At 65.9% G+C, this 22,375-nt stretch carries 19 protein-coding genes; 11 read left to right on the forward strand and 8 right to left on the reverse strand.

The genetic code is table 11. The features are described 5' to 3' along the window. The first annotated feature begins 335 nt into the window (after positions 1–335). The 3 genes from ACQR1F_RS20755 to ACQR1F_RS20765 are packed head-to-tail and all read left to right on the forward strand — an operon-like array spanning position 336 to position 2,504. Positions 336–1,673: a hypothetical protein gene (locus ACQR1F_RS20755; RefSeq protein WP_315803385.1), complete on the forward strand. Its 1,338-nt coding sequence runs from the start codon at positions 336–338 to the stop codon at positions 1,671–1,673. Positions 1,674–1,683: 10 nt separating this feature from the next. Next, the gene (locus ACQR1F_RS20760; protein WP_434845603.1) at positions 1,684–2,193 is read left to right on the forward strand and encodes a DUF2249 domain-containing protein; all 510 of its coding nucleotides are present in this window, start codon (positions 1,684–1,686) and stop codon (positions 2,191–2,193) included. After that, a complete protein-coding gene (locus ACQR1F_RS20765) occupies positions 2,190–2,504 on the forward strand; it encodes a metal-sulfur cluster assembly factor (protein ID WP_316182424.1) in 315 nt (104 codons plus the stop codon). The genes ACQR1F_RS20760 and ACQR1F_RS20765 overlap by 4 nt, the downstream gene beginning before the upstream one ends. A gap of 168 nt (positions 2,505–2,672) precedes the next feature. Here ACQR1F_RS20765 and ACQR1F_RS20770 read toward each other — a convergent pair whose 3' ends face one another. Beyond that, positions 2,673–3,305 (reverse strand): UbiX family flavin prenyltransferase, encoded by a 633-nt coding sequence (locus tag ACQR1F_RS20770; RefSeq protein WP_316182426.1) that lies wholly within the window; start codon positions 3,303–3,305, stop codon positions 2,673–2,675. Beyond that, entirely contained in the window at positions 3,302–4,828 is a 1,527-nt protein-coding gene (locus tag ACQR1F_RS20775) for a UbiD family decarboxylase (protein WP_434913744.1), read from the reverse strand. Before ACQR1F_RS20775 ends, ACQR1F_RS20770 begins: the two co-directional genes overlap by 4 nt. 143 nt (positions 4,829–4,971) lie before the next feature. Here ACQR1F_RS20775 and ubiT point away from each other — a divergent pair, with 143 nt between their 5' ends. From ubiT to ubiV, 3 genes are read left to right on the forward strand one after another with little or no spacing between them, the layout of a single operon-like run. After that, positions 4,972–5,490, forward strand: a complete 519-nt coding sequence (gene ubiT, locus ACQR1F_RS20780) for a ubiquinone anaerobic biosynthesis accessory factor UbiT (protein WP_316217443.1) — start codon at positions 4,972–4,974, stop codon at positions 5,488–5,490. Then, on the forward strand, positions 5,481–6,458 hold the full coding sequence (gene ubiU / locus ACQR1F_RS20785) for a ubiquinone anaerobic biosynthesis protein UbiU (protein ID WP_316237553.1): 978 nt from the start codon (positions 5,481–5,483) through the stop codon (positions 6,456–6,458). Before ubiT ends, ubiU begins: the two co-directional genes overlap by 10 nt. 35 nt (positions 6,459–6,493) lie before the next feature. Continuing rightward, on the forward strand, positions 6,494–7,384 hold the full coding sequence (ubiV, locus tag ACQR1F_RS20790) for a ubiquinone anaerobic biosynthesis protein UbiV (protein WP_316237552.1): 891 nt from the start codon (positions 6,494–6,496) through the stop codon (positions 7,382–7,384). 240 nt (positions 7,385–7,624) lie between these two features. Here the strand turns inward: ubiV and ACQR1F_RS20795 are convergent, their stop codons facing one another. Next, entirely contained in the window at positions 7,625–8,560 is a 936-nt protein-coding gene (locus ACQR1F_RS20795; protein ID WP_316237551.1) for a LysR family transcriptional regulator, read from the reverse strand. 107 nt (positions 8,561–8,667) lie between these two features. Here ACQR1F_RS20795 and ACQR1F_RS20800 point away from each other — a divergent pair, with 107 nt between their 5' ends. Then, a complete protein-coding gene (locus tag ACQR1F_RS20800) occupies positions 8,668–9,081 on the forward strand; it encodes a hypothetical protein (protein WP_434840057.1) in 414 nt (137 codons plus the stop codon). Between the two features lie 661 nt (positions 9,082–9,742). Here ACQR1F_RS20800 and ACQR1F_RS20805 read toward each other — a convergent pair. Beyond that, entirely contained in the window at positions 9,743–11,080 is a 1,338-nt protein-coding gene (locus ACQR1F_RS20805; RefSeq protein WP_315803397.1) for an MFS transporter, read from the reverse strand. A 437-nt stretch (positions 11,081–11,517) separates the two neighbouring features. On the opposite strand from ACQR1F_RS20805, the gene ACQR1F_RS20810 reads away from it, so the two are divergent. Both ACQR1F_RS20810 and ACQR1F_RS20815 read left to right on the forward strand, forming a co-directional pair. Further along, positions 11,518–12,543, forward strand: a complete 1,026-nt coding sequence (locus ACQR1F_RS20810) for a histone deacetylase family protein (RefSeq protein WP_315803398.1) — start codon at positions 11,518–11,520, stop codon at positions 12,541–12,543. Positions 12,544–12,766: 223 nt separating this feature from the next. Beyond that, complete coding sequence (locus ACQR1F_RS20815) at positions 12,767–14,200, forward strand: lysophospholipase (protein ID WP_434840058.1); 1,434 nt, start codon at positions 12,767–12,769, stop codon at positions 14,198–14,200. 13 nt (positions 14,201–14,213) lie between these two features. Here the strand turns inward: ACQR1F_RS20815 and ppsA are convergent, their stop codons facing one another. Then, on the reverse strand, positions 14,214–16,667 hold the full coding sequence (ppsA, locus tag ACQR1F_RS20820; protein WP_316182439.1) for a phosphoenolpyruvate synthase: 2,454 nt from the start codon (positions 16,665–16,667) through the stop codon (positions 14,214–14,216). Between the two features lie 174 nt (positions 16,668–16,841). Here ppsA and ACQR1F_RS20825 point away from each other — a divergent pair, with 174 nt between their 5' ends. Further along, complete coding sequence (locus ACQR1F_RS20825; RefSeq protein ID WP_434840059.1) at positions 16,842–17,969, forward strand: SbmA/BacA-like family transporter; 1,128 nt, start codon at positions 16,842–16,844, stop codon at positions 17,967–17,969. On the opposite strand, the gene ACQR1F_RS20830 is transcribed toward ACQR1F_RS20825, so the two are convergent. Genes ACQR1F_RS20830 through ACQR1F_RS20840 form a run of 3 tightly spaced genes read right to left on the reverse strand, consistent with a single transcriptional unit; the run spans position 17,929 to position 21,209 of the window. Further along, on the reverse strand, positions 17,929–18,867 hold the full coding sequence (locus tag ACQR1F_RS20830) for a 1-phosphofructokinase family hexose kinase (RefSeq protein ID WP_315803402.1): 939 nt from the start codon (positions 18,865–18,867) through the stop codon (positions 17,929–17,931). The two genes, ACQR1F_RS20825 and ACQR1F_RS20830, sit on opposite strands and share 41 nt — an antisense overlap. A gap of 6 nt (positions 18,868–18,873) precedes the next feature. Continuing rightward, positions 18,874–19,854, reverse strand: coding sequence for a glucokinase (gene glk / locus ACQR1F_RS20835; RefSeq protein WP_434913745.1), 981 nt, complete (start codon positions 19,852–19,854; stop codon positions 18,874–18,876). 2 nt (positions 19,855–19,856) lie between these two features. Beyond that, entirely contained in the window at positions 19,857–21,209 is a 1,353-nt protein-coding gene (locus ACQR1F_RS20840; RefSeq protein WP_434913773.1) for a GH1 family beta-glucosidase, read from the reverse strand. A 212-nt stretch (positions 21,210–21,421) separates the two neighbouring features. Here ACQR1F_RS20840 and ACQR1F_RS20845 point away from each other — a divergent pair, with 212 nt between their 5' ends. Next, positions 21,422–22,372: an ABC transporter permease gene (locus ACQR1F_RS20845; protein WP_316217433.1), complete on the forward strand. Its 951-nt coding sequence runs from the start codon at positions 21,422–21,424 to the stop codon at positions 22,370–22,372. The last annotated feature ends 3 nt before the right edge of the window (positions 22,373–22,375 follow it).

A 22,375-nucleotide genomic window follows, 5' to 3' on the forward strand; every position in this document is an offset into this window, starting at 1 on the left:
AATCGACGGGTCGGGGGACACAGAACTGCCGAGCCGGGCCGCCGAAGATATCTGCCGGCTGACATGGATGTTCCTCGACGCGACAGGGAGTCCGCCGGTCGTGCTGGAGTCGTCATCACGACGCTGATGACGCGAAATGTTGCGCTCCGACAAAGAATGGCCGGTCGGGCCCGACTAGCATCTTTCCGATGGTCGGGAGATTGTATGGCGCAAGCTCATTGCTCGCGCTTCCTTCGGGCGTGAGGGGACTGTGTTCCTCCGGGCGCCACGGCAATTGCCGAATGGCGCAGCGTCGTCGCGAGTGCTGCGTCCGCGATCAAGAACTGGAGCCGCTCATGATTGGAGCGAAAATCTCGCGCTGGACGATGAGCTATTTCGCGGCAGCGCTGGGGTGGCTGCTCGTTGCCTTGGCAATGCTGGTCGGCGGACTCGGTTACCCCGCTGCAGACCTCGGCGCTCCCGATACGCTTGTCGTTGTGCATGCGGTCTGCATCGGTTGGCTCAGTCTCTCGGTATGCGGCGCCTTGTTCCAGTTCGTTCCCGTTCTCGTCGCAAGGCCGCTCCCCTTCGACAAATGGGCCTTGCCGGCCTTGTTCCTCATCAACGTCGGTCTGGTCTGCCTGATATCGGGTTTCCTCTCACTGGCCGGACGAATTGCTCCAGCCGCTTGGCTTCTGCCGGCCGGCAGCGTGGTGCTCGGCGCCGGTCTGGCGATGGTCGCGCTCGATCTGGGCCTGACTCTCTTCAGCCAGCCGAAGGGGTCTGCTCTATTTGTCATCGCCGGACTTGGCTCGTTATGCGCGACTGTCGCGCTCGGCGCCGCGTTCTCGTTTGCTCTCGCCGGATCGGCGGGCACCTTCGGCGCCGCGCTCCTGGCCGCGGCGATTCCGATCCATGCGATTGCCGGGCTGGGAGGCTGGCTGACCCTGACCGCCATGGGGGTGAGCTATCGCCTGCTGGCCATGTTCATGCTCTCGGCGGACCTCGGCGATCGACAGAGCACATCCGCGCTGAAATTTGGTGCGCTCGCGCTATCGGTGGCAGTCGTGGGCGGATTGTTCGCAATCGGCCTCGCAGCCGAGCTCGGAGCCGTGCTCATCCTCGCTGCTGGTCTTGGGGTGATCTCGCTTGCGCTCTATGGACGGGACATCGCGACGATCTATCGCTCCCGCAAACGGCGCCAGCTCGAGCTGAACATGCGGATGGCAACCGTGTCTTTCGCCAATCTGGCGGCGACGGTGGCGCTCGGCACCGTCATCATCGTCACCGGAAAGGTCGGCGTTCATGTCGGCGCGTTCGCGTTCTTGGCCGTGTTCGGCTGGCTGTCTGGTCTCATATTCGCGAAGCTCTACAAGATTGTCGCCTTTCTGACCTGGCTCGAAACCTACGGTCCCGTGATGGGGCGCGGCCCGACGCCACGGGTTCAGGACCTGGCGGTGGAACGCCGGTCCGAGAAGTGGTTCATCATCTATTTTCTAGGCGTCTGGGCGGCGACCATCATGTTGATGATGGGCGAGGACCAGGCGTTTCGCGGCGCCGCGGCGGTCATGGCCGTGGGCAGTATTGGAATCATACACGAGCTTGTGCGAGTCCGACGTCTTTCCGATGTTGCGGGCTCCCGGAGGCTTCCGGCCGGAGCCATCGCGCCAAGCCTGTTGTTCGCCAGAAACTAGGAGGGAAGCCATGATCGCGTACATTGACGTCGACGTCCGACCGATTCTCAGGGCCGGAGGCGAGCCGTTCTCCGTCATCATGGACGCGGTCGGCCGGCTGGCGCCAGGCCAGGGCGTGCGGCTGATCGCGAGCTTCAGGCCGATTCCGCTGCTCTCCGTCATGGCAAAAAAGGGCTTCGCCCACACCGATCGACCGCTCGACGATGGCGACTGGGAAGTGCTGTTTTCGCCGCTGGCTGCCGAGGACGCCGGTCAGGAAGACGCTGGTGCCAGCCTCGCATTCGAGCGATGGCCAGATCCCGTGGTCACGCTCGACAACCGGGAGCTCGACCCACCCGAGCCGATGGTGCGCATCCTTGCGGCCGCGGAGGAGTTGGGCCCTGGAGAGACCTTGTCGGCACTTCTGGGGCGCGAGCCGGTGTTCCTGTTCCCTGAACTTGAGAAACGTGGCTTTCGCTGGCTCGGCGGGTTTACGCCGGATGGATCGACCTACGAACTGTCGGTGAGGGCTCCGCTATGAGCCGCGATGTCATCGACCGCATCCGCGACGCCATGCGCGTGGTCATCGATCCGGAGCTGGGAGAAAACGTGGTCGATCTCGGCTTCATCTACGACATCACGGCGACGGATGGCGTTGTGCATGTCACGATGACGGCCACGACGCCCGGATGCCCCGCAACAGGTTTTCTCAAGGAAGGGGTCGCATGCAGCATTGCGGAGATTGCGGGCGTCGAAGCCGTGGACGTGACGATGACATTCGATCCGCCTTGGACCCCATCCAGAATTGATCCGGCCGTTCGTGCTGCGCTGGGTTTCGACAACGTCAATTGACCGAACGAAAGCGAAAAGCTGGTGGCTGCTCGGCCGGGAACAGTCCAGGTTCGCGCGGCAGCACGGAGAGGCGGCGTCTGTACTCCCGCTCGTCGAAGAACACGTCAACCGTCGCAGACGCCTTCGGCTCATCGCCCGAGTGCGTCTGTCGTGTTCTGTCTTCAAGTCCTATCGTCTGTCTTGCTTCGCTACCTCAGCAAGATTGCTTGCTTCGGTCGTCCGGTCCGGAAGCCACTCCCGCGCGTTGGCGCGGAGCCCGGGGACGTCGAGCAGGTTGATCGCGCGGCAGGCGATCTGCTCGATGACGTCATCGAGCGACTGGGGCTTCAGGTAAAACGCCGGCACTGGCGGCGCGATGATCGCGCCGATCTCGGTGGCCTGCGTCATCGCTCGGAGATGACCGAGATGCAGCGGGCTCTCCCGCACCAAGAGGATCAGCCGGCGGCGCTCCTTGAGTTGAACGTCGGCGGCGCGGACCAGGAGGTTGTCGAGCTGGCCCCAGGCGATCGCCGAGAGGGTGCGGATCGAGCAGGGCGCCACGATCATGCCGGCTGCAGAAAACGAGCCGCTGGCGATGCTCGCGCCGATGTCGGCGACATCATGAGCATGCGCCGCCAGATCGCGCAGCCGCGCCAGGCTGCCCTGGCCGACCTCCTCGTGCAAGGTGCGCACGGCAGCGTCAGACACCACGAGATGGACCGTGCATTGCGGTTGCTCCGCGAGCCGTTCGACGATGCGCACACCGATCGCGGCGCCCGAGGCGCCGCTGATGCCGACGATGACGTGGTGCCGTCCGCTCATGCCGAGGCCACTCGACCGGCCCCGCCCTCGCCGAGGCCGAGGCTCGGCCACATCGCGTCGATGCGTGCCGCTACGGCGGGGTCCATCGCCAGCACCTCGCCCCAGGCGCGCTCGGTCTCGGCGCCGAGCTTGGTTGTGGCGTCGATGCCGAGCTTGCCGCCGAGGCCGGATTTTGGCGAGGCGAAGTCGAGATAGTCGATCGGCGTGTTGGCAAGCGGCACGAGATCGCGCGAGGAGTCGCTGCGCGTCGCGACGGCCCACATCACCGCGCGCCAGTCGCGGACGTCGATGTCCTGGTCGACCACGATGAGGAGCTTGGTGTAGCTGAACTGCGGCAGCATCGACCACAGGCCGAGCATGATGCGGCGGGCTTGGCCCGGATAGCGCTTCTTGATCGCTACGACGGCGATTCTGTAGGAGCAGGCCTCTGGCGGCAGATGGCAGTCGACCACCTCCGGGAATTGCTGCCGGATCAAAGGGACGAACAGCGTATTCAGCGCCTCGCCAATTCGAGACGGCTCGTCCGGCGCGCGTCCCGTGAACGTCGACAGATAGAGCGGGCTGCGACGCGTGGTGATCGCGGTGACCTGCAGCACCGGAAAGTTCTCGACGGCGTTGTAGTAGCCGGTGTGATCGCCATAGGGCCCCTCCGGCGCGGTTTCGGTGGCCGACACGACGCCCTCGATCACGATCTCGGCGGCCGCCGGCACCGTCAGGGGCACGGTGAGGCATTCGACCAGCTCGGGGCGGTCGCCGCGCAGGATGCCGGCGAAGCGCAGCTCGGAGATGGTCTCGGGCAATGGCAGCACGGCGCTGAGGATGGTGGCGGGATCGGCGCCGATCACGATCGCGATCGGCATGTCGCGCCCCAGCGCCTGCCACTGCTGGTGGTGGCGGGCGCCGCCGCGATGAGCGAGCCAGCGCACGATGGCACGATCGCGGCCGAGCACCTGCATGCGGTAGACGCCGACATTTTCCTGCTCGCCGGTGGATGCGTCCGGCGGGACGGTGATGACGAGCGGCCACGTCAACAGCGGCGCCGGCTCGCCCGGCCAGCAGATCTGGGCCGGCAAGGAGGTCAGGTCGATGTCATCGCCCATGGTGACACATTCATGCACCGGCGCGGCTGATCGCAGCCTCGGCCGGGTCGACAGCGCCGCGCGCGCCAGCGGCAGCTTCTGCAGCGCTTCCCTGATGTCGCGCGGCGGTTGCGGGGCGCGCAGCTCCGCCATCATCTTGCCGAGCTCCGCCAATCGTTCGGGCTGCACGCCCATGCCCCAGGCCACCCGCTCCACGGTGCCGAACAGATTGGTGACGAGCGGCATTGCCGAGAGTGAGCCGCACGCCTTGATCGGCCGTTCGAACAGCAGCGCGGGCCCTTCGGCGGAGATGACGCGGCGATGGATCTCGGTGATTTCGTGGACGACCGAGACGCTGTCGCGAATGCGTCGCAGCTGTCCCCGCTCGTCGAGAAAGCGCAGGAAATCCGACAGCTCGCGGAAGCGAGGGACATCACGTCGCAACGATAGGCTCCGTTCAAAAAACGCCTCGTAGCTGGAACAATCAGTATGATCTTTGTTCCGGGTCAAATACTTCCCCCGCCGATCCGGCCAGAGCTTGTGCCATGAGTTCTCTTCAGGACGCGTCTTCGACCTCACTGCCGCTGTTGCCGCCGCTGCTCAGGCAGGCGCTGCGTCCGTTGCCGTTGCTGCCGCTGCAGATTGCGCTCGGCGCTTTCCTGCGCGGGCTTCTGCGCCGACATCCGCATCTGCTCGACCGGCTCGGGTCGCATCGCGGAAAGCGCTTTGGCATCAAGCCGACCGATCTGCCGTTCGCATTCGTGATTCAGGCGGGCCCGCAGCAGCCGCAACTCGTGGCGGTGCGCGAGTTGCCCACCGGCCTCGATGCCTCCATCTCCGCGTCGATCGTGAGCCTGCTGGCGCTGGTCGAGGGCCGGCTCGACGGCGATGCGCTGATGTTTTCGCGGCAGCTCGTCATCGAAGGCGATATCGAGGCGGTGCTGGCGCTCCGCAATGCGATCGACGATGCCGGTCTGGATCTGGTCGCTGAGATCGCGACGCTTTCGGGGCCGTTCGGCGTGCCCGCGCAACGCCTGCTCGCGGCCGCGCGCGACTCGCTGCTGAGATTGACGACGAACGAAAGCGGGATGCGACGATGGAGCTGATCTGTCCGGCAGGGACGCCGGCGGCGCTGAAGAGCGCGGTCGAAGCCGGTGCCGATGCCGTCTATTGCGGCTTCGCCGACGAGACCAACGCCCGCAACTTTCCCGGGCTGAATTTCAGCCGCGCGCAGATGCGCGAAGGGATCACGTTCGCGCATCGGCGCGGCGCCAAGGTGCTGGTCGCGATCAACACCTTCCCGCGCGCCGGCGCCGTCGAGCTGTGGCGTCGCGCGGTCGATGATGCCGTCGAGGCCGGGGCTGACGCGCTGATCCTTGCCGATGTCGGGCTGATGGACCATGCCGCGCGGCGCCATCCCGAACAGCGACTGCATGTCTCGGTGCAGGCGGCGGCGGCGAATGTCGACGCGATCGCGTTCTACGTCGAGAATTTCGGCGCCCGCCGCGTGGTGCTGCCGCGCGTGCTGAGCGTGCCCGAGATCGCCGAGATCACCCGTGAGACGGCCTGCGAGACCGAGGTGTTCGTGTTCGGCGGACTTTGTGTGATGGCCGAGGGCCGCTGCTCGCTGTCCTCCTACGCCACCGGCAAGTCACCGAACATGCAGGGCGTGTGCTCGCCGCCCAGTCACGTCGCCTATCAGGAGACGCCACAGGGAACGACCTCGCGGCTCGGCGGCTTCACCATCAACCGCTTCGGCCGCGACGAGCCGGCCGGCTATCCGACGCTGTGCAAGGGCCGCTTCTCGACCACGCAGGGCGCCGGCTACATCTTCGAGGATCCGGTCAGTCTCGATGCCACGACCCTGCTCGAGGGTCTGCGCGAAGCCGGCGTCACCGCGCTCAAGATCGAGGGCCGCCAGCGCGGCCGCGCCTATGTCGACAGCGTGGTGCGGCATTTTCGCAGCGTGCTGGCAGCGCTCGATGCCGGCAGGTCCACCGAGGCGGCCGACCTCACGGCGTTCACCGAAGGGCAGGCCACCACGCAGGGCGCCTACCGCAAGACCTGGCGTTAGACGACATGACAATGGCGGATCAAGGCGTAGAGCGAATGCAACTCACTCTGGGGCCCGTGCTCTACAATTGGCAGCCGGAGCGCTGGCGTGATTTTTACTTTCGCATCGCCGACGAGGCCCCGCTCGACCGGGTCGTGGTCGGCGAGGTCGTCTGCTCGAAGCGCGCGCCGTTCTTCGAACCCCATTTGCCTGAAGTCATCGAGCGGCTTATGGCTGCCGGCAAGCAGGTGCTGCTGGGGTCGCTGGTCCTGGTGTCGTTGCGGCGCGAGCGCCGGCAGACGGCAAGCCTCGCCGAGTTCGGCCACGGTCTGGTGGAGGTCAACGACCTCACCTGCCTCAAATCGATCGCCGGCCGGCCGCATGCCATCGGGCCATTCGTCAACATCTACAACGAGGCCAGCGCCGCGTTTCATGCCGCCCAAGGCGCCACCCGGATCTGCCTGCCGCCGGAGCTGCCGCTGTCCTCGGTTGCCGCCATCGCCGGCGCCGTGCCGGAGGTGGCGATCGAAGTATTCGCCTTCGGCCGTGTGCCGCTCGCGATCTCCGCGCGCTGCTATCACGCCCGCCTGCACAAGCTCGCCAAGGACAATTGCCGCTTCGTGTGCGAGCAGGACCCCGACGGCCTCGTCGTAACGACGCTGGACAACCAGGCGTTCCTCACCATGAACGGCGTGCAGACGCTGTCGCATGGGTGCTCAAACCTGCTCGGCGATCTCGATCGTCTGAAGCAGAGCGGCGTGACATCGCTGCGGCTATCACCTCAGGCCTGCGACATGGTCGCGGTGTCCGAGCATTTCCAGGCGGTCCTGGCGGGGCGCGTGGAAGCCGAAGCCGCAACGGGCCGCCTGCGCGAGATCTATCCGGACGTTCCATTCGCCAACGGCTTCCTGCACGGCGCCCCCGGGGCGTCCTACGTCTCGGGATAGGTACTGCCGCGTCCTTTCGAGGTGAACTCAGATGTGCTCAGTCTGCATGTTGACTGACCACGGATGGACGACGTTGCGAGACGACGCGCAGCCCGTTCTTGCCGGCATGCTGCAGATTGCTGACCGCGCCAAGGCGGAAGCCCAGGAAGCCGGGGAAATCGTGGTCTGTCCCCGATTTCCCCTCCCAAGCCGGCTGACGTCCTACACGCCGACCGCAGAGCCCAGCTGACGGCCGGCGCCTCATCCCGACTTGTCGCTGAACGTGGCGGGAAGCGTCGCGAGGAACGCCATGACGCGCTGCGTGCGCAGGGGCGGCCGGCGGTTGGAGGTGCGCAGCATCCATAGGGGCTCCGCCGGCGCCCGCCAGGGCATAAGCACTTCGACCAGCTGGCCGGTGCGCAGGTCGTCATGGAAGAGCCACGCCGGCCCCCAGCCGATGCCGAACCCATTCGCGATCAAAGCGACCGACGCGTGCGCGTCGTCGCAAATGTGCTTGGGCTTGGGCGCGACGCGAACGAGCTTTTTGCTGCGCGGATCGGTGAAACGCCAGGTCAGGATCTGCCCGCTCGCGGGATTGCGGAAGCCGACGTGGTCATGTTCGGAAAGCTCGTATGGAGTCGCCGGCGCGCCGCGCGCGTTCAGATACGCGGGCGAGGCGCAAGCGATCCAGGAGAACGTGCAAAGCCGCCGCGCCAGATGACCGGGCGCGCGATCGAGGGGGCCTGAGCGGATGGCGATGTCGACGCCTTCCGCCGCGAGATCAAGAATCTCGTTGCGGAACTTGATCTCGATCTCGATTTCCGGCCGCTCCCGCAGGAACGCGGGAAGTCTCGGCAGGATGCAGGCACGCGCGAACGAGGCGGGGGCGGTCACTCGCACCCGTCCGCCATCGTTACGCGTGGCTTCGCCGAGCGCGGATTGGACGCGATCGAGACTTTCGGCCAGCGCGCGTCCCGCCGCCATCAGCCGCTCGCCCTCTTCGGTCAGCGCCAGCGAGTGGGTGGTGCGATGCAAAAGCCGTATCCCGCGAGCCTGTTCGAGGCGGGCGACCGCCTTGGACATCGCGGAAGTGGTGGTCCCCGCGCGCCGCGCGGCTTCGGCGAAGGAGCCCGCCTCGACGACGCGGACGAAGGCGAGGAGACGCGAGAGGTCGGGAGGCAAGGCCGTTGTGGACATCCTGTCCACATAGTCATGGCGGCGCGGTCGCTACAAGAGGCCGTTCCGATGGGCCAAATGGAGAGCGTCAGCGCGCATCCGCGCCACTAGAAACCGCGAGAAGTCCCATGAACCCCATCGAAATCACCCTGCAATCCCTCGACGCCGCCGAGCGCGTACTTCCCCTCGGCGAGCCGGTCTACATGCTCAATCTGCTGCGCTACCGCCCGCATGCGCGTTACGAGGACGGCTTCGACGCCGCGCCCTGTTCGGGCCGCGAAGCCTTCAACGAACGCTATAGACCGGCCTTCCGGCGTCTCGCAGCCGGTAAGCCGCTGGTGCGGATGTTTTCCGTGCCGGTCCTGGCGAGCCTGGTCGGCCCGCAAGGCGAACGCTGGGACGAAGCGGCGATCAATGAATACGGCGATTTCGCCGCCTTCCGCTCGATCGTCGACACCGAGACCTACCAGCGCGAAGTCGCCCCGCATCGGCACGCGGCGCTCGAGGATTTCCGGTTGTTCGCGCTCGCCAAGGCGATGTGAACGCATCGGGGCGCCGGCCTTCATTTGGCATCTCAGGACGTGGTTGGATCGCGCGCAAATGCGGTATTGGCGGACTATCCAACCGCCGCGAGGCCAGTTGGGCCGTTCGCAGGCAAAGAAGCAGAGCTTCCAAAATAGTGGGTCTCGCGATGTAGCGGACCCCCGCTACCCGCTTTCCTCGCATTTCCCTTGCTGGCGTGATATGCCTCTGCGTCGATCAGCAGGTTGAGATGGTGAGACTGAGTCCGTTTCCACCAGGTCCGGATTGCTCCAGTTGGCTCTGAAAATCTTACTTGCCGGCTTTGCCGTGTTTCCCTTGGTGCTGCTCTGGTTCGGAGGTCCAATTGTCTGGACCGCCCTGCGAACCGGGCGGCTGCTCGCTCGTGGAGCCGTCTACGATCGCGAGGTACAGCCTAAGATGTACTTTTTTGGGTTGGTATTCTGGTTTTGCATATTTTTCGTTATGGCAGGGATTAGCTCATCCGTGCTCGTGCATGTCGACGACTGGATTCTCAATTAGACGCTATCCTGCGATTCTTCGTTCCTTCCGCCGCGCTGCCGCGCATCGCCCCGGAATGACGGCGAGGCACCGAAAAAAAACGGCGGCCCGGGGGGGGGGGCCGCCGTTGGAGTCGAGACCACGCGAAGCTAAGCGTGGTGCTCAGGAGGCTCGGAGCTGGACGCGCTGGATCTTGCCGACGATCAGCAAGTAGGCGCACGCCGCGACCAGGGCGTTGAGGCCGACGAACACTAGTGCGCCGTTGAAGGAGCCGGTGGCCGACAGGATGTAGCCGATCACGATCGGAGTGGTGATGCTGGAGAGGTTGCCGAAGGTGTTGAACAGGCCGCCGGAGACGCCGCCGGCTTCCTTCGGCGAGGTGTCGGAGACCACAGCCCAGCCGAGCGCGCCGATGCCCTTGCCGAAGAACGCCAGCGCCATCAGGCCGACCACCAGCGCCTGGCCGTCGACATAGTTGCAGCCGATGATTGCCATCGACAGCAGCATGCCGCCGACGATCGGGATCTTGCGGGCGAGCGTCAGCGATCCCGTCTTGCGCAGGATGGCGTCGGAGATGAAACCGCCGAGCACGCCGCCGATGAAGCCGCACAGCGCCGGCAGGGTGGCGACGAAGCCGGCCTGCAGGATCGACAGGCCGCGCTCCTTGACCAGATAGACCGGGAACCAGGTCAGGAAGAAATAGGTCAGCGTGTTGATGCAGTACTGGCCGATATAGACGCCGAGCATCATGCGGTTCGACAGCAACTGTCCGATATGCGACCAGGTCGGACCACCGGAGGTAGCCTTGGCGTCCTTCGCGCCCTCCATGTCGACCAGCGCGCCGCCGTCCTTGATGTAGTCGAGCTCGGCCTGGTTGACGCTCGCGTGCTCCTTCGGTCCGTACATGGTCCTGATCCACATCAGGCCCATGAGGATGCCGAGCGCACCCATCACTGTGAAGACGTGGCGCCAACCGAACGCATGCGCGATCCAGCCCATCAGCGGCGCGAAGATCACGGTCGCGAAATACTGGCCCGAGTTGAAGAAGGCCGACGCCGTGCCGCGCTCGTTGCTCGGAAACCAGGCGGCGACGATGCGGGCATTGGCCGGGAAGCTCGGCGCTTCGGCGAGACCGACCAGGAAGCGCAACGCGAACAGCGCGGTGACCGCGGCGGCGCCGGAAAAGAAGCCGATCCAACCCTGCATCATGGTGAAGATCGACCAGATCACGATGCTGCAGGCATAGACCCAGCGCGAACCGAAGCGGTCGAGCAGCCAGCCGCCCGGCACCTGCGCGAGCACATAGGACCAGCCGAAGGCGGAGAACACATAGCCCATCGCGACGGGATCGAGATGCAGCTCCTTGGACAGCGAAGGTCCTGCGATCGACAAGGTCGCCCGGTCGGCGTAGTTCACGGTCGTGACCAGGAACAGCATGGTCACGATAAACAGCCGCACGCGTGATCGGCGCAATTCGGCCGTGGTTACGATAGCGCTCATGCGCTCCACCTCTCTTGTACGTTCCTCGATGACTGTCCTAGAGGAGAGGGAGGGCCGGGGTCCAAACCGAAGCCTGTATCAATCGATGCAAATTTTGGATCGATCCCCGGGGTCTCCATGCCGGTTGAAGCCTGGGGCTCGTCACCAGCCGCGGCTTGCGATGCATGAGCTGGTCAGGCTTGCGCGCCGAGGTTTTGCAGATTTCGTGGCGCAGTCGACCGCCGTCGCGGCGGATCTCTCCCCACATCCACCGCGCCTCACGCGCCGGATCGCCTGGATCCCGGCGCACTCGCTGCCGAGAAGATACGATGCACAGCGTACCGTTCCGCCGGTTGGAAGCTGCCGGCACGGACCGATCGACGTGCGAACCATCCGTGCTTGTATCCGTCGTGACTGCGTGCACAATCGTCGGTGCGAGCGAACAGGAGCCATTGCGCGTGAAGGCCGTCTACACCGAGCTGCATCGCAGCCATGATCCGCAATTCTATCTGGTGCGTGGCGTCGTCAAGCGCACCACCGAGCAGCCCGAGCGGGCGGATCGTTTGCTTGCGGGATTGAAGGCCGGCCATCACGAGTTGGTCGCGCCGCTTCATTTCGGCCAGGAAGCTCGCGCGCGCGTGCACAGTCCGGAATACCTCAATTTCCTGGAAGAGGCGTGGGACGCCTGGGCCGCGCTCGGCGATGCCGGTGCGGAAATGATCCCGAACATTCATCCCGTTCGCAATGCCGCCACCTATCCGACGCACATCGTCGGGCGGCTGGGCTGGCACACGACCGATACCTCAGCGCCGATCGGGCCGGGGACGTGGGAAGGCGCCTGCGCCGCGACCGACGTGGCTGCGACCGCAGCGCAACTGCTGCTCGACGGCGAGGATGCGATGTACGCACTGTGCCGGCCGCCGGGCCATCATGCGTATCGGGACATGGCCTCGGGCTTCTGCTTCATGAACAACTCCGCCATCGCGGCCGCGCATCTGCGTCAGCGCCACGAGCGCGTCGCCATCCTCGACGTCGACGTCCATCACGGCAACGGCACGCAGGGCATCTTCTACGAGCGGCCCGACGTGCTGACCATCTCGATCCACGCCGACCCCACGCATTACTATCCGTTCGTCTGGGGCTATGCGCATGAGCGCGGTGCAGGCGCCGGGCTTGGCGCCAACCTCAACATTCCGCTGCCGCTCAAGAGCGGCGACGACACCTATCTCAAGGCGTTCGAGACCGCGGCCAAGACGATCCATGCGTTCGCGCCCGGTGCGCTCGTGGTGGCGCTCGGCCTCGATGCCTCCGAGCACGATCCGCTCAAGGGGCTCTCCGTGACCACGCCAGGTTTCCGTCGCATCGGCGGCGCGATCGCGCGGCTCGGCCTTCCCACGGTGTTCGTGCAGGAGGGCGGCTATCTCTCGGACATTCTCGGGCAGAACCTGACCGCGGTGCTCGGAGGCTTCGAAGCGGCGCGGTAGGCCTTCATCTCGTCCTCGCGATCTCTTCCTGGTGTGCCTGCAGAACGCCATCGCAAATCATTCGCATGGCGGCGCTTGACGTGCGGAGGCGAGCCGCGACGCGACCACGCGAGGCTCGACAGAGCAGGTGACTGGCGAAACATCCGGCTCCAATTGCTGCACCATTTAGCAAGTGCTAGGCTTTGCGAACTACCCTCGGCTGTAGTCGGCTCGGAGGGACGTGATGAAGCGGCGAATGATCGGCCTGGATACCCTGGTCGGGGGACCCGAAGAGGCATTGGCCCAGCCGACGGCCAAGCTGACCCCGTCGGAGCTCAGCTCCGCAGCCTCGGCCGGCCGGCCATCCCGCCGAAGGCTGCTGGCCTCAGCCGGCCTCGGCCTCGGCGCTGCGGCATTTTCGTTTTCCTCCGGCCCGTCTTTCGCGCAGCCACGTGACGGCGCAAGCCTTGGCCGGCCGGTGCGCGTCAGCAAGGATCGGCTCGATGCGCTCGCAGCGAAGCTCCACGCCGTCTTCAATGAGCAGAATATCTTGCCGCCATTCTCGGCCGACAAGCACGGGGCGCGGGTCGACGTCGAACTGCGCCGGCTGACGACCTACACGCGCATCCCCAGCACCGGTGAGCGCGTCAAGGTCAGCGGCCTGCTCGCGCTGCCCGCCGATCACAAGGGCGCACTGCCGGTCGTGTCGTGGCAGCACGGCACCATCCTGTCGTTCGACCAGGTCCCGTCCAATCTCGTCAAGCTGGCCGATCCGAACTACGAGCCGCGCGACAATGTCGATTCGATCGAGACGCTGTTCAACGTCCAGCGCCTGGTCGGCAACGGGTTTGCGTTGATCGCGGCCGACTATCTCGGCAAGGGACCGTATCGCCAGGGGCGAGGCGAGGCCTATGCGGTGAAGGACGCGACCGTGCAGTGCTGCCTGGACGTGTTGAACGCGGGTCTGCTCGCGCTCGATCACCTCGGCCTGCGAAAGACCGGGCTGTTCCTGAACGGCTGGTCGCAGGGTGCCTTGAACACGCAATGGCTGCGCCAGGAGCTGCAGCGGCGGCGCGTCGCGGTGGCGGCGAGCGCCACGCAAAGTCCGTTCAACAATCTTGCGGATTCGATGCGCTATTGGGTGTCCGCCCAACCGGGCAGCGCGTCGACCGACAGCACCTATCCGAAGCAGCCGATCTGGATCACGCCGTGCGTCATCGTCCTCCTGGGCAGCTATCGCCAGTATTACCGGCTCGGCGACCTGTTCAAGACTGCGATCAAGCCGCAGCACGTCGCGCTGGCCGAGAAATACTTGGCCGACTACAGCATGGACGAGACGTTCAGCAAGTCGGTGCCGCAGCCCTCGGATCTGCTGGTCGACGGCTTCTTCGAGCGCTTCACCCACGAGACCAACAGCCGCTTCCTCCGCCGCCTGGCCGGCAACAGCTCGACCTATTGGGATTATGACTCCCCGATGCGGTTCTACTACGGCCTTCTCGACGAGGCGCTGCCGCCGAGCCTCGTCAAGATGCCGCTGGCGGCCGACGGGCGCTTTGCGCAAGGCATCGCGGTCGCCGGCGCCAGCCATCGCGGCACGTTCCTGGCAAGCCTCTATGGCGGCGGCGACGTCATCGGCGGCGCTTCGACCGTGCTGGACTTCTTCAAGACCAGTTCCTGAATTTCGGCGATGATCAGCTTGCCAGCGCCTGCGGCCTGTGGGTCGCGAGCTCCCGCTCGGCGGTGCGGACGATCTCCATGGTGCGCACGACGCTCGCCGGATTGACGCTGATCGAATCGATGCCGAGTTCGGCCAGATAGCGCGCGACTTCCGGATAGTTGGCCGGCGCCTCGCCGCAGATGCCGACATGGCGATGGTTGCGGTGCGCGCCCTCGACCGCCATCCGCAGCATCGCCAGCAGGCCGGGATCACGCTCGTCGAAATCGAAGGCGACGATGTCGGAGTCGCGGTCGACGCCGAGCGTGAGCTGGGTGAGATCGTTGGAGCCGATCGAGAAGCCGTCGAAATGTTTGGCGAACTCGTCGATCAGGATGACGTTGTTCGGGATCTCGCACATCATGTAGATCTCGAGCCCGTTTTCGCCTCTCACGAGGCCATGCCCGGCCATCGCCGCAATCACCTTGCGTGCCTCCTCCACGCGGCGGCAGAACGGGATCATGATCTTCAGATTGGAGAGCCCCATCGTGTCGCGCACGCGCTGCAACGCCGCGCATTCCAGCGCGAAACCGGCGGCGTAGGCGGGATGCGCATAGCGCGAGGCGCCGCGGAAGCCGAGCATCGGGTTCTCTTCCTTCGGCTCGAAATCGGAGCCGCCGATCAGGCTGGCATATTCGTTGGTCTTGAAGTCCGAGAGGCGCACGATCACCGGCCGCGGGTAGAATGCCGCGGCGATGGTGCCGACGCCTTCCGACAGCCGCTCGACGAAGAAGTCGGCGGGCTTCTTGTAGCGCGCGGTCAGGCGCTTGATCGTCGCGCGATCTTTTGCCGTGGTCACCTTTGCGGGCGTCGCCAGCGCCATCGGGTGGATGCCGATCGCCTGGTTGATGATGAACTCCATGCGCGCAAGGCCCACGCCATCGTTCGGCAGCAGCGCGGTCTTGAAGGCCAGTTCGGGGTTGCCGAGATTGACCATGATCTCGGTGCGCGGCTTCTCCAGTCTGTCGATCGCCAGGCGCTCGACATCGAACGGCAGTGCGCCGTCGTAGACATGGCCGGCATCGCCCTCGGCGCAGCAGACGGTGACCGTCGTTCCGGTCTTCGCGCGCTTGCTGAAATCCTCCGTGCCGACCACGGCCGGCACGCCGAGCTCCCGAGCGATGATCGCGGCATGGCAGGTGCGGCCGCCATGATCCGTGACGATCGCCGCCGCGGTCTTCATCACCGGCTCCCAGTCCGGACTGGTCGACGCGGCGACCAGCACCTCGCCGGGGCGGAACGCGTTCAGATCCTTGGGATTGCGGATCAAGCGGATCTTGCCGGTGGCGATCTTTTCGCCCACGGCGCGGCCGGTTGCCAGCGTCCTGCCGGTCTTCTTCAGAACGTAGGTCTCGATCGCCTCGGGCCGCCGCTGCGAGGCCACCGTCTCCGGCCGCGCCTGGATGATGTAGAGCGCACCGTCGCGGCCGTCCTTGGCCCATTCGATGTCCATCGGTGTCGGCCTGCCGGCCTTCTGCGAGTAGTGCGCCTCCACGACGATGGTGGCCTGCGCCAGCTCCAGCACGTCGGCGTCGCTGATGCAGAATTTCGCCCTGTCGGCCGGCGGCGTCGTCTCGGTGCGCGTCGTGGGGCCGCGGCTTCGTGCGCCGGCCTTTACGCCGGCTTTGGCATAGACCATCCGCTTGTCCTTGGCGCCGAGCCGGCGCGACAGCACGCTGCGGAAGCCGGCCGCGAAGGTCGGCTTGTGGACGTAGAACTCGTCCGGATCGACCGTGCCCTGCACGATGGTCTCGCCGAGGCCATAGACCCCGGTGATGAAGGCGACGTCGCGAAAGCCGCTCTCGGTGTCCAACGAGAACATCACGCCGCTCGCGGCGCGGTCCGAGCGTACCATCTTCATCACCGCCACCGAAAGCGCGACCTTGTCGTGGTCGAAACCGTTGTCGATGCGGTAGGAGATCGCGCGGTCCGTATAGAGCGAGGCGAAGCAGCGGCGGCACGCCTCGAACAGGTCCTTGGCGCCGCGAATGTTGAGAAAGCTCTCGTGCTGGCCTGCGAAGCTCGCATTCGGCAGGTCCTCGGCGGTGGCCGAGCTGCGCACGGCAACCGCGACGCCGCGGCCATACTCCTGCTCCAGCTGCTTGTAGGCCTCTGCGACCTCGTAGCGCAGGTCGTCACGGTCGGTCGCCGCGAAAACGATCGCGCGCGCCTTCGCCGCGCGTTTGGCGAGATCGGCGATGCGGCGCTTGTCGAGGCCTGCGAGCAGCTTGCGCAGCTCGTCGTCAGCGCCGGTCGCGCGCAAGGCATCGCGATAGGCGGCGGCCGTCAGTGCGAAGCCGTTGGGTACGCGCACGCCCTGCGACGCCAGCGCCGAATACAGCTCGCCGAGCGAGGCCGTCTTGCCGCCGACCCCGGGCACGTCCTCGATACGAAGGTCCTTGAACCAGCGGATGTAGCCGGGTGCCGTCATCAGTGATCTCCCGCATCGCAGCGCAAACTTCAGTTTGTCGCGACGGGCGGCGGCTGCCTTGCGCAAGATCAAGCAGGGCGCTCCGCGAGCCCCTTAAATCGCGAGATGACAACGGTTCCACCATAGGCAAGGATGTTTGGTAAGACTCATCAATCGCACCCATCCGGATCACCAATGATCTCCGACGACGAGAACGAGGACGGCAATCGCGAATGGTCGCGGTTCTGGCTCACGGCGCGGCAATTCTGGCTCGGATCGACGGCATGGCGGGTCTGGCTGCTCTGCGTCGCCCTGATCGTCCTCGTGGTGCTTCAGCTCTACGTGCAGTTTCGGTTCAATTACTGGAACAGGGATTTCTTCGACGCATTGGAAGGCCGCGATCCGACGCGGCTGCGGCAGCAGGCCGCTCTGCTCATTCCGCTCTGCCTGGCGAGCGTCGTGCTGGGGATCGTCTCGGTGTGGGGCCGCATGGTGATGCAACGCAACTGGCGGCAATGGTTGAGCACCAAGGTGATCAACTATTGGGTCGAGAACGATCGCTATGCGCGGCTCGCAACGGTGCAGGGCGATCTGAAGATTCCGGAGTATCGCATTGCCGAGGACATCCGCATCGCCACCGATGCACCGATCGACTTCGTGGTCAGTGTGATCTCCTCGCTGCTGACGGCGGTCGTGTTCGTCCAGGTGCTGTGGCAGGTTGGCGGATCCATCGGTTTTGCCGTAGCCGGGCACCAGTTGTGGATTCCAGGCTATCTGGTGGTCAGCGTCGTCATCTATTCCGGACTGGTGACCGGGGCGATGCTGTGGGTCGGTTCGCCGCTCACGCGCGTCATCCAGACCAAGAACCAGGCCGAATCGGAGCTGATTACCGCAGCACATCACTTGCGCGACATCGGCGAAGGCATCGCGCCCAAGCAGGAAGAGCGCAGCGTCATTGCTGGGCTGTGGATGGCGCTCGACCGCACGATCCGGCAATGGAAGCGGCTGTGCTGGCAGCTGATGCGCAATACCCTGGTGTCTCATCTGAATTCGCTGCTCGCGCCGATCATCGGCCTCGTGCTGTGCGCGCCGAAGTTCCTCGATGATCAGATGACGCTGGGCGAACTCACCCAGGCTGCCGCCGCGTTCACGCTGGTGCAGGGGTCGTTCAATTGGATGGTGGACAATTTCAACCGCCTCGCCGAGTGGATGTCGTCGCTGGAGCGCGTCGGCGGGTTGCTGCTCTCGCTGGATCGGCTCAACGGTGATACGGCGAGCGATGTCACGCCGTCTCGAGCCGCACATCAGCCAGCAGACGGCTGACGTCGGCGGGATCGGACAGCGCGGTGCCGGTGCGCAGCAGCGCCGCGGCACCTGCGGCGACTGCAAAGCGAAACGCTTCGTCCAGCAGCTCGCCCGCGGCGAGCTTCGCGACCAGCGCGCCGAGAAAACTGTCGCCGGCGCCGACTGCGTTGACCGGCACCATCGTCAGCGGCTGAGCGCGCAGCACGCGGTGGCGGGTGACCAGCAGGGCGCCGAGATGACCCATGGTCAGCGCGACGGCGCCGGCCTTGCCGCTCGCGACCAGCGCGTGGGCGGCTTTCTCCCAGGCCGTTGCATCGGGCAGCGCGCCGCCGACCAGCTCTTGCATCTCGTGCAGCGACGGCTTGATCAGGTCGACCCCGCCGGCAACCGCCGCAGCCAAAGCTGGTCCCGAGGTGTCGAGCACGAATTGCGCGCCGTGTGATCGTGCAAGCGTCGCAACGCGCGCGTAGAAGTCGGCCGGCACGCCACGCGGCAGGCTGCCGCTGCCGACGACGAACCGGGGGAACGGATCCTGGGCCGCGAGCAGGGTAAGGCCGGCCTGCCACTCGGCCTCGGTCAGCGTCGGACCCGGCAGGATGAAGCGATAGGGCTGGCCGCTGACGCGCTCCTGGACGAAGAAATCCTCGCGCGTGTCCTCGGCCGTTGCCCAGGTGTGGCTGGCGACGCCTTCCTTCTCGACGAGTTGCTTCAGCAGCAGGCCGGTCGGGCCGCCGACCGGATAGAGCGCAGTGACGTCGCCGCCGAGTCGGGCGATGACGCGGGCGACGTTGATGCCGCCGCCTCCGGGATCTCGCTGTTGCGTCGTGCCGCGCAGCTTGGCCACCGGCACGATTTTCTCGACGGTCGTCGAGACGTCGACGGCCGGGTTCGGCGTGATCGTGACGATGTCGCTCATTCGATCTCAGTGCGTCGGGGAGCCGCCGCTCGCGGTGATGCCGGCCTCGAAGAACGATTTGAGGCCGAGAAAGCTGATGTCGGGCTTGGTGACGAGATGAACCGGGATCGGACGCAGATAGCTGTCATAGCGCCCCTTGCTCTCGAACTGCCGGCGGAAATCGGATCTGGCAAAGTAGTCCGGAAACCGCGGCGGAATGCCGCCGGCGATGTAGACGCCGCCGCGGGCGCAGAAGGTGAGTGCGAGGTTGCCGGCGACAGCGCCGAGCCAGGCGCAGAACATGTCGAGCGTCGCGCGGCTGGTGGCGCAGCTGCCGTCGAGCGCGGCGTGGGTAATCGCTGCGGCATCGCGCGGCGGCACGTCGACGCCATCCACCGCCGCGACGGCTCGATAGACATTCTCGAGGCCCATGCCGGACAATGCGCGCTCGATCGAGACATGGCCGAAGCGCTCGCGCATCTTCGCCAGCACGGTGGCCTCGCGCGCCGTCGTCGCCGGCAGCGTGGCATGACCGGCCTCGGTCACGGCAACCATGGGGTGGCCGTCGCCCGGCAGATAGCAGGCGGCGCCGAAGCCAGTGCCCGGGCCGATCACCAGCATCGGCGCGCCGTCGACCGCGGCGCTTCCGCCAAGCGAAAACAGGTCGTCGGGATGTAGCGCTGGCAGCGACCAGCCGACCGCCTCGAAATCGTTCAGGAGCTTGGCCGAGCGCAGCTTGAACCGCTCCGCCAGTTCGGCGCCGTCGATCACCCAGGTCGAGTTGGTCAGCATGCCGCGATTGCGTTCGATCGGGCCGGCGACGTCGAGCACGGCCACGTTGGGCGCTCCGCCGGTTGCTTGGCGCGAGAGGAAGTCGGTGATCGCGTCAGCGATGGTCGGAAAATCCGCGACCTTGAGATGAGCAACCTCGCCGATGGTGCCGCCGTCAAGCAGCGCGAAGCGCGCATTGGTTCCGCCGATGTCGCCCAGAAGAACGCGTTCGCTCATCCTCACTCTTCCGCCCGGTTGTGCCGCCCGGCGGGATCGTCGGATGCCCGGTGAGCCGCAATCATGTTCGAATACCACCGCGCCGACGCCTTGGGAATGCGGCGCTGGGTGGCGCGATCGACATAGACAATGCCGAAGCGCTGCGAATAGCCTGCCCCCCATTCAAAATTATCCAGGAGCGACCAGACGAAATAGCCGCGCACGTCGGCGCCCGCCGCGATCGCCTGTTCCATCGCGGTCGTATACGCCTTGAGATAGCCGATCCTGCCGTCGTCCTGGATGCTGCCGGATGCATCGACGATGTCATTGGCCGCCGTTCCGTTCTCCAGGACGTAGATCGGAAGCCGGAACCGGCTGTGGATGTCCAGGAGCGTATCGCGGAACGCCTCGGGCACGACAGGCCAGCCGATTGCGCTGCGCGGCACTTCCGCGGGAGGCGGTCCGAAGCTGGCGCCCATCAGGTTGCTGCCCGCCTTGACGTAGTGCGGCGAATAGTGATTGAGGCCGAACCAGTCGACGGGGCGAGCGATCTGCGCCATGTCGCCGGCTGCGATATAGGGTGCGACGGCCTCCTGAAGCTCCGGCGGGTAGCAGACAAAAGCCTGCGGAAACGGGAAGGCATCGTTCCAATAGGCGGCGAGCCGCAAGGCGGCCGCGGCGTCCTCCGCACTGTCGCTCGCAGGGTAGCAGGGCTGCCGATTGTGGATGGCGCCGATCGAGGCGCCGGCCACGTCCCTGCGCAGCACGTCGACGGCGCGGCCATGGCCGAGATTGACGTGATGAATGGCCTTGTGCAGGGCCGCGCCGTCGGCGATCCCCGGCGCGTGCCAGCCGAGGCCGTAGCCGAACAGGGTGAACACGCAGGGCTCGTTGAAGGTCGCGAAGCGCTTGACCCGGTCGCCATAGCGCCGCGCGACCAGCGCGGCATAGTCGGCGAACCAGCCGGCGATATCGCGGTTCTGCCAGCCGCCGAGCGCCTCCAGCGCCTGCGGCAGGTCCCAGTGGTAGAGACAGAGCCACGGCTCTATCTCAGCGGCAAGCAGGGCGTCGATGAGGCGGTCGTAGAAGGCGAGACCGGCTTCGTTGGCCGCGCCGCGGCCCTGCGGTAGCAGCCGCGGCCAGGCGACCGAGAACCGATAGGCATTGAGGCCGAGATCGCGCATCAGCGCTACGTCCGCAGCGTAGCGATGATAGTGATCGCAGGCGGTCTCGGCGGTGTCGTTGTGGCTCACCCGGCCGGGGGCGCGCAGATAGACATCCCAGATGCTGTCGGCGCGGCCGTCGAGGTGCGCTGCGCCCTCGATCTGGAAGGCCGAGGTCGAGGCGCCCCAGAGAAAGCTCGGACGGATGGTCATGATCGAGATGGGCCCTTGCGTTGTTGCGATCAGCCGCATGATGGCGGTCGCCGGCGCTCCGCCGTTGACCGGGATCAAGCGGGCGATACCCCGGCCGGTGCGGTGTGCGAAGGTGCCTGCGTCGGGCAATGGCAATCATGCAGGCAACGGGCTTGCATCGGAGCCGAAAGCTGTGGAACGTGCGGCCGCCGAAAACTGGAGTCCCGGCGCGAATGAGCGTTTTTCTGCTGCGGCGCTTCCTGACCCTGCTGGCGACCCTCGTCGGCGCGTCGCTGATCATATTCCTGGTGCTCGACGCGCTCCCGGGTAACGCCGCCCAGATGCTGATGGGCGCGGATGCCTCGCCCGATGCGGTGAGGGCGCTGACCGTCAAGCTCGGGCTGGATCAGCCGCTGGCCTGGCGCTACCTGCACTGGATCGGCGGCCTGCTGACCGGCGATCTCGGCAACAGCTACGCCTATGGAACGCCGGTGGCCGAACTGATCCGCGAGCGGCTGGCGATGACCATTCCGCTCGCGATCCTGGCCATGGGACTCACGACCGCGCTGGCGCTCGCGGCCGGCATCTACACGGCCGCCAATCACAACCGGCTCGGCGACGTCGGCGTGATGTCGCTGACCCAGATCGGCATCGCCTTGCCGAACTTCTGGTTCGCGATCCTCCTCATCCTGTTGTTTGCAGTGAAGCTGCAATGGCTGTCGGCCGGCGGCTTTCCCGGCTGGGAGGACGGCATCTGGCCGGGCCTGCGCGCGCTGTTGTTGCCGGCTGTGGCGCTGGCCGTGGTGCAGGCCGCGATCCTGGCGCGGGTGACGCGCTCGGCCGTGCTCGACGTGCTGCGCGAGGATTTCGTGCGCACGGCGCGCGCCAAGGGCCTGACCAAGCGCGAGGTGCTGTGGCAGCACGTGCTGCGCAACGCGATGATCCCGGTGCTCACCGTGATGGGGCTGCAATTCGCCAATCTGCTCGCCGGCACCATCGTGATCGAGAACGTGTTCTATCTGCCCGGCCTGGGGCGCCTCATCTTCCAGTCGATCGCCAACCGCGACCTGATCGTCGTGCGCAACTGCGTGATGCTGCTGGCGGCGATGGTCATCATCGTCAACTTCGTGGTCGATGTGCTGTATGCGGTGATCGATCCGCGCATCAAGGTGCACGAGTTGTGAGTT

This window comes from Bradyrhizobium sp. HKCCYLS3013 (genome assembly GCF_051167615.1).
Classification (GTDB): domain Bacteria; phylum Pseudomonadota; class Alphaproteobacteria; order Rhizobiales; family Xanthobacteraceae; genus Bradyrhizobium.

What these genes read in the sequence shown, in the direction of transcription:
- ACQR1F_RS20800 (WP_434840057.1), top strand. Translation starts at nt 8,668, where the DNA reads ATGAACCCCATCGAAATCACCCTGCAATCCCTCGACGCCGCCGAGCGC.
- glk (WP_434913745.1), bottom strand. Translation starts at nt 19,854, where the DNA reads ATGAGCGAACGCGTTCTTCTGGGCGACATCGGCGGAACCAATGCGCGC.
- ubiU (WP_316237553.1), top strand. Translation starts at nt 5,481, where the DNA reads ATGGAGCTGATCTGTCCGGCAGGGACGCCGGCGGCGCTGAAGAGCGCG.
- ACQR1F_RS20840 (WP_434913773.1), bottom strand. Translation starts at nt 21,209, where the DNA reads ATGACCATCCGTCCGAGCTTTCTCTGGGGCGCCTCGACCTCGGCCTTC.
- ACQR1F_RS20770 (WP_316182426.1), bottom strand. Translation starts at nt 3,305, where the DNA reads ATGAGCGGACGGCACCACGTCATCGTCGGCATCAGCGGCGCCTCGGGC.
- ACQR1F_RS20765 (WP_316182424.1), top strand. Translation starts at nt 2,190, where the DNA reads ATGAGCCGCGATGTCATCGACCGCATCCGCGACGCCATGCGCGTGGTC.
- ACQR1F_RS20845 (WP_316217433.1), top strand. Translation starts at nt 21,422, where the DNA reads ATGAGCGTTTTTCTGCTGCGGCGCTTCCTGACCCTGCTGGCGACCCTC.
- ppsA (WP_316182439.1), bottom strand. Translation starts at nt 16,667, where the DNA reads ATGACGGCACCCGGCTACATCCGCTGGTTCAAGGACCTTCGTATCGAG.
- ACQR1F_RS20805 (WP_315803397.1), bottom strand. Translation starts at nt 11,080, where the DNA reads ATGAGCGCTATCGTAACCACGGCCGAATTGCGCCGATCACGCGTGCGG.
- ubiV (WP_316237552.1), top strand. Translation starts at nt 6,494, where the DNA reads ATGCAACTCACTCTGGGGCCCGTGCTCTACAATTGGCAGCCGGAGCGC.
- ACQR1F_RS20755 (WP_315803385.1), top strand. Translation starts at nt 336, where the DNA reads ATGATTGGAGCGAAAATCTCGCGCTGGACGATGAGCTATTTCGCGGCA.
- ACQR1F_RS20815 (WP_434840058.1), top strand. Translation starts at nt 12,767, where the DNA reads ATGAAGCGGCGAATGATCGGCCTGGATACCCTGGTCGGGGGACCCGAA.
- ACQR1F_RS20825 (WP_434840059.1), top strand. Translation starts at nt 16,842, where the DNA reads ATGATCTCCGACGACGAGAACGAGGACGGCAATCGCGAATGGTCGCGG.
- ACQR1F_RS20760 (WP_434845603.1), top strand. Translation starts at nt 1,684, where the DNA reads ATGATCGCGTACATTGACGTCGACGTCCGACCGATTCTCAGGGCCGGA.
- ACQR1F_RS20830 (WP_315803402.1), bottom strand. Translation starts at nt 18,867, where the DNA reads ATGAGCGACATCGTCACGATCACGCCGAACCCGGCCGTCGACGTCTCG.
- ACQR1F_RS20795 (WP_316237551.1), bottom strand. Translation starts at nt 8,560, where the DNA reads ATGTCCACAACGGCCTTGCCTCCCGACCTCTCGCGTCTCCTCGCCTTC.